The sequence below is a fragment of the Caballeronia sp. genome, assembly GCF_028292365.1.
GTDB lineage: Bacteria > Pseudomonadota > Gammaproteobacteria > Burkholderiales > Burkholderiaceae > Caballeronia.
In genome coordinates, this window is the sequence record NZ_JAQGMM010000506.1 from 1 (window position 1) to 5,551 (window position 5,551).

Consider the following 5,551-nt stretch of genomic DNA (forward strand, 5'->3'; position numbering starts at 1 on the left):
AAGGGCGTGTCGCGTTTCACGGTGGTCGAGGCGTACGAACGACTGGTCGCGCACGGGTATCTGGACTCGCGGCGCGGCTCCGGGTTTTTCGTGCGCGACCGGACCAGTTCCAACGATTCCCACGTCCACCCAACATTGGCCACCGAGCGCGCGCCGGTGCCCAGCTCTATCGACGTGGTCTGGCTGCTGCGCAACATGCTGCATACGTCGAGTCCGGCGAAAGGGCCGGGCATAGGTTATCTGCCGGCCAGCTGGTTGAACGGCGAATTGCTGACCAGCGCGCTGCGCTCCATGAGCCGGCAAAGCGGCGCGCAAATGCTCGGCTTTGGCACGCCGCAAGGATTCCTGCCGCTGCGCCAGCAAATCCAGACGCGGCTGGAAGAGCTGGAGATAGGCGCGTCGACGGAGCAGATCGTGATGGTGTCCGGCGTGACGCAGGCCATCGACCTGATCGCGCGGGTCTTCGTGAAGCCCGGGGATACAGTGATAGTGGGTGACCCCGCCTGGTTCCAGATGTTTGGCCGCTTCGTCGCGCAGGGCGCGCGGCTGGTCGGCATGCCGTACACCCCGGATGGGCCTGATCTCGACGCGCTCGAAGCCATGGTCCAGACCTGGCGCCCGAAGATGCTCGTGATCAATTCCGTGCTGCAGAATCCCACGGGCACGTCGCTGACAGCGGCGCAGGCGTTTCGCATTCTGCAACTGGCGGAAACCTACGATTTCATCGTCGTGGAAGACGATATCTATGGGGACCTCTGCCCGACCAATTTCCCCGCAACACGCCTCGCGAGCCTCGACCAGCTGAAGCGGGTGATTTTCCTTAACAGCTATTCGAAGACGCTCGCGCCGAATTTGCGCGTGGGTTATGTCGCCGCGGCGCCTGAAGTGGCGAACGCTATCGCCGATCAGAAAATGCTGGTCGGCATGACGAGCCCCGAACTCAACGAGCGCGTGCTGTACAAGGTGCTCACCGACGGTCATTACCGGCGTCACGTGGAACGGCTGCGCGCAAAATTGGACGGAGTCCGGGAGAAAACCGTCCGGATGTTCGAAAAAGTCGGCTACAAGCCGTATCTGGTGCCATCGGCGGGTATGTTTTTATGGGCCGATACCGGCGTGGACTCTGAAGGGCTCGCTGCCGCCGGACACGAAGCCGGTTTTTTGCTGACGCCCGGCAGCTTGTTTTCCCCGCATCAGCTGCCCAGCACGTGGATGCGCTTTAACATCGCGAATTGCGGCGATCCGGGCCTTCCCGCGATGCTTTCCGCTTACTCGGATCGCGTGGGATAAGGCCACTGGAGTTTCGGCTCGAGCACCATCACGCTCCTACGGCCCGCCCCTTGAAATTATGGCGGGGCGACCTCATTTGTCGCAGAATTCGCGCGATGCTTTTCTGGCAATGCACCGAGGCATTTACCGTGACGGCCAATATGTCCGGTACGTCCGGTCACAAAATGCCGGCCGCTTCGCTACCGCTTTAAAAATCCGTCAACACTAGACACAACCAGAGGAGCCGACCATGGCACAAGAAACCATGAGCTTTCAGGCAGAAGTTAAACAACTTCTGCATCTGATGATCCACTCGCTTTACAGCAACAAGGAAATTTTCCTGCGCGAGCTGATTTCGAACGCATCGGACGCGGCGGACAAGCTGCGTTTTGAAGGTATCGAAAATAGCGCGCTGTATGAAAGCGATCCGGATCTGCGCATCCGCATCTCGTACGATAAAGCGGCGCGCACCGTGACTATTGACGATAACGGCATTGGCATGAGCCGCGAAGAAGCGATCTCGAATCTCGGTACGATTGCGCGCTCGGGAACGAAGGAATTCTTCTCGAAGCTCTCCGGCGATCAGCAAAAGGATGCTGCGCTGATCGGCCAGTTTGGCGTGGGCTTTTACTCGGGTTTTATCGTCGCGGACAAGATCACGGTTGAAACGCGTCGCGCCGGTTTGCCGGCAAGCGAAGGCGTGCGCTGGGAAAGCGCGGGCGAAGGCGATTTTGTTGTTGAACAGATCGAGCGCGCGCAACGCGGTTCGAGCATCACGTTGCATCTGCGTCCGGAAGAAGACGAATTCCTCTCCACGCACAAGCTGAAGTCGATCATCCAGAAGTACTCGGATCACGTCGCATTGCCCATCCTGATGAAGAAGGAAGAGTGGGATGCAGAGAAGTCCGAGATGGTCACGAAGGACGAAGACGAAACCGTGAATCAGGCGAGTGCGCTCTGGACGCGTCCGAAGAGCGATATCACCGACGAACAATACAAGTTGTTCTATCAGCACCTTTCCCACGATCACGACGATCCGCTCGCGTGGACCCACAACCGCGTGGAAGGCCGTAGCGAATACACGCAGTTGCTGTATGTGCCGAAGCACGCGCCGTTCGATATGTGGAACCGCGATCATAAAGGCGGTTTGAAGTTGTATGTGAAGCGCGTGTTCATCATGGACGACGCGGATCAACTCGTACCGACATACTTGCGTTTCGTGAAGGGCGTGGTCGATTCGGCCGATTTGCCGCTGAATGTATCGCGTGAAATCCTGCAGGAAAGCCGCGATGTGAAGGCGATCCGCGAAGGCGTGACCAAGCGCGTTTTATCGATGCTGGAAGAAGTGGCATCGTCGTCGGCAGAAGCAACGGATGACGCTGAGAAAGCCAAATACGACACGTTCTGGAAAGAGTTCGGGCAGGTGTTCAAGGAAGGCATCGGCGAGGATTACGGCAATCGCGAGCGGATTGCGAAGCTTGTGCGGTTTGCATCGACGCATACGGATTCGTCGGAGCAGACCGTGGCACTGGCCGACTACGTGACGCGCATGAAGCCCGAGCAAACGAAGATCTATTACGTCACCGCTGATACGTGGCAAGCCGCGAAGAACAGCCCGCATCTGGAAGTGTTCCGCAAGAAGGGTGTGGAAGTGCTGCTGCTGACGGATCGTGTCGATGAATGGATGCTGTCGTTCTTCAACGAATTCGATGGCAAGCCGCTGCAAAGCGTGGCGCGGGGCGACCTGGATCTCGGCGCGCTGAACGACGAGGAAAAGCAGGCGCAGGAGAAGGTCGGCGAAGAGTTGAAGCCACTGGTCGAAAGCATGAAGGCCGCGCTGGAAGGCAAGGCGAAGGACGTGCGCCTGACGTTCCGTCTGACTGATTCGCCGACGTGTCTTGTTGCCGATGACGGCGACATGAGTGGCTACTTGCAACGCATGCTCAAGCAAGCAGGTCAGGCAGCGCCGCAGATGCAGCCGATTCTGGAAGTGAATCCGGAACATCCGCTGGTCAAGCAGTTGCACGCCGATGACGCTAACTTCAGCGACTGGTGTCACCTGCTCTTCGATCAGGCGATGCTGGCCGAAGGGGGATCGCTGGAAGATCCGGCAAGTTTTGTGAAGCGGACTAACGCGTTGTTGCTGGCTCGATAAATCGGCGTTGGAAAGAAGTGGAAAAAATGCGCTGCCGGGAAACTGGCAGCGCATTTTTTATTCCGGCTCAGGGTCGCAGCGTCGAGGCCTATTTCAGCTTGCGGTCCTTGGTCGATTGCGCCACAACCGATGCTGCAAGGGTTTTAGTGTCCTTCGAGTACTTATTGCTTTTCAGGACTTGCCCCGCTAAGTGCTCGACCCTGGCGCCGGTCTGATTCTTTGAGTGCGCTTGTGAGACCGCGGAGCCCGCGAGCGTTTTTGCCGTCACCGACGCCTTTGGATCATGCAACGTATGCGACGCCAGCGTGGCGACGACCTTCGACGTTTGTTTTGTATTAACCGACATGTGTTTCCTCTCATGCTTGATAGAAGGCCCGCAACAAGGTTGCCGCGAGCGCCGGACATCTCCCGACCGGTTCGCCAGTCTCCCGTGAGCGCACGCCGACATCTATACGAATCCTCCTATATGCGTGTCTGGTTTTATAATCTCGCGCATGCCGAAAAACCTCTCTACGACGCAATGGCGCGACCGTCCGCTTCCCACTTTCACCGCTGATCAGAAGGACTGGCTCACGCGCGGCGGTTCGCTGACCGCGCATTTGCGCAAACTAGGCGATGTCACCGTCGAGGTCACGCGTGAGATGGTCGGGCAGCCGTGGCCGGACGAAGCCGCAGCACTGGACATCACGCCGCGCACGCCTGTATGGATCCGCGAAGTCGTGCTGAACGTGAACCGCGTGCCGTTCGTCGCGGCGCATAGCGTTGTGCCGCTCTATGCCAGTTCGGGCGTGTGGCAAGCCATGCGTCGATTGAGGGCGCGCCCGCTTGCAGAGTTGCTATATAGCGATGGCAGCGTGTGGCGCTCGCCGCTCACGAGCAAAAGGATCGATGCGCGCGATCCGCTCTACAAGCTCGCCGCGAGACAAACGCCTCACGAAAAACCGCACGCGTTCGTTGCCCGCCGTTCGGTATTCCTGCGCAAAGACGCGCCGTTGATGGTCACCGAATGCTTCCTGCCAGCGCTCTGGTCCTTCCTCGAGCATCGCGAACAATGCTGAAAGGCTTCCCGCCCATCGCCGATGAAAACACGCACACGCTGATTCTCGGCAGCTTTCCCGGCGTGGCGTCGCTCGATGCCGCGCAGTATTACGCGCATCCGCGTAATCAGTTCTGGCGGCTGGTGGGAACAGTGATCGGGGAGCCGTTGAACGAGCTTCCCTACGATGAACGCGTGCTCCGGTTGTTGAAACACGGCATTGGCCTATGGGACGTGCTTGCCGCCTGCGAGCGCGAAGGCAGTCTCGACACCGCGATCCGCAACGCCAACCCCAACGATTTCGCCTCATTCCGCCTGCATGCGCCGCGGCTGAAAAAGCTCTGCTTCAACGGTAAAACCTCTGGCCGTTTCGAGCCCGTGATCCGCGCGGCGGGCTTCGAAACCCTCGTCCTGCCTTCGTCGAGTCCGGCGAATGCTATCCTCTCGTTCGATCAAAAATTGCGCATCTGGCGCGACATCCTTAAATGACCCAATTAATCAAACGTGCGTCGGCGGAAGCTCGTGCGTTCGGCAGCAAGCGTCAAGACAAACTCGACAAGCAAGACAAGAAACACGGTAAGCAGGGCAAGCGCGCGAAGCGCGAGCGCGACGAGGATCTCGACGACGCGCCGCGCATTGATGTCCCGCGCAAACCGCGTTTCGCGCCCGTGACGTTCTCGGAAGAGGACGGCGTGCGTTTCCTGCATTTCGGCACCGAATGGGTGCAAGGCGCGATGCGCCTGAAGAAGCCGAATCACATCGAGCTTGAATACGCGCAGCAGATGATGGCGTGGCTGTTGTTCATCGAGACGCCGAAGCGCATCGTGCAACTCGGACTTGGCTCGGCCGCGCTGACGAAGTTTGCACACGTGTTCCTCAAGCGCGCGAAGGTGGAAGCGGTCGAACTGAACCCGTCCGTCGTGATAGCAGCGCGAACCATGTTCGAACTGCCGAACGACGATGCCCGGCTGACTGTCCACGAGCAGGACGCGTGGGACTTCGTCAATGACCGTGCGAATCACGGCACCATCGGCGCATTGCAGATCGATGTCTACGATGCCACCGCGCGTGGCCCCGTGCTCGACAGCACC

5 protein-coding genes and 1 pseudogene are annotated in these 5,551 nt (G+C 59.1%); 5 read left to right on the forward strand and 1 reads right to left on the reverse strand.

Features of this window, described 5'->3' with window-relative positions:
- Window positions 1-1,290 (forward strand): PLP-dependent aminotransferase family protein (locus tag JWR14_RS29495; RefSeq protein WP_299716253.1); only part of this gene is annotated, 1,290 nt, incomplete at its 5' end.
- Window positions 1,291-1,519: 229 nt separating this feature from the next.
- Window positions 1,520-3,424 (forward strand): molecular chaperone HtpG, encoded by a 1,905-nt coding sequence (gene htpG / locus JWR14_RS29500; RefSeq protein WP_299716256.1) that lies wholly within the window; start codon window positions 1,520-1,522, stop codon window positions 3,422-3,424.
- Between the two features lie 88 nt (window positions 3,425-3,512).
- Here the strand turns inward: htpG and JWR14_RS29505 are convergent, their stop codons facing one another.
- Entirely contained in the window at window positions 3,513-3,770 is a 258-nt protein-coding gene (locus JWR14_RS29505; protein WP_299716259.1) for a hypothetical protein, read from the reverse strand.
- A 148-nt stretch (window positions 3,771-3,918) separates the two neighbouring features.
- Here JWR14_RS29505 and JWR14_RS29510 point away from each other — a divergent pair.
- From JWR14_RS29510 to JWR14_RS29520, 3 genes and pseudogenes are all read left to right on the forward strand, one after another.
- Window positions 3,919-4,455: pseudogene (locus JWR14_RS29510) on the forward strand (chorismate lyase); the annotation flags it as partial.
- A gap of 20 nt (window positions 4,456-4,475) precedes the next feature.
- Window positions 4,476-4,949: a DNA-deoxyinosine glycosylase gene (locus tag JWR14_RS29515; RefSeq protein WP_299716262.1), complete on the forward strand. Its 474-nt coding sequence runs from the start codon at window positions 4,476-4,478 to the stop codon at window positions 4,947-4,949.
- Window positions 4,946-5,551: spermidine synthase (locus JWR14_RS29520; RefSeq protein ID WP_299716264.1), on the forward strand; the 606-nt coding region annotated here is incomplete at its 3' end. The genes JWR14_RS29515 and JWR14_RS29520, both read left to right, overlap by 4 nt.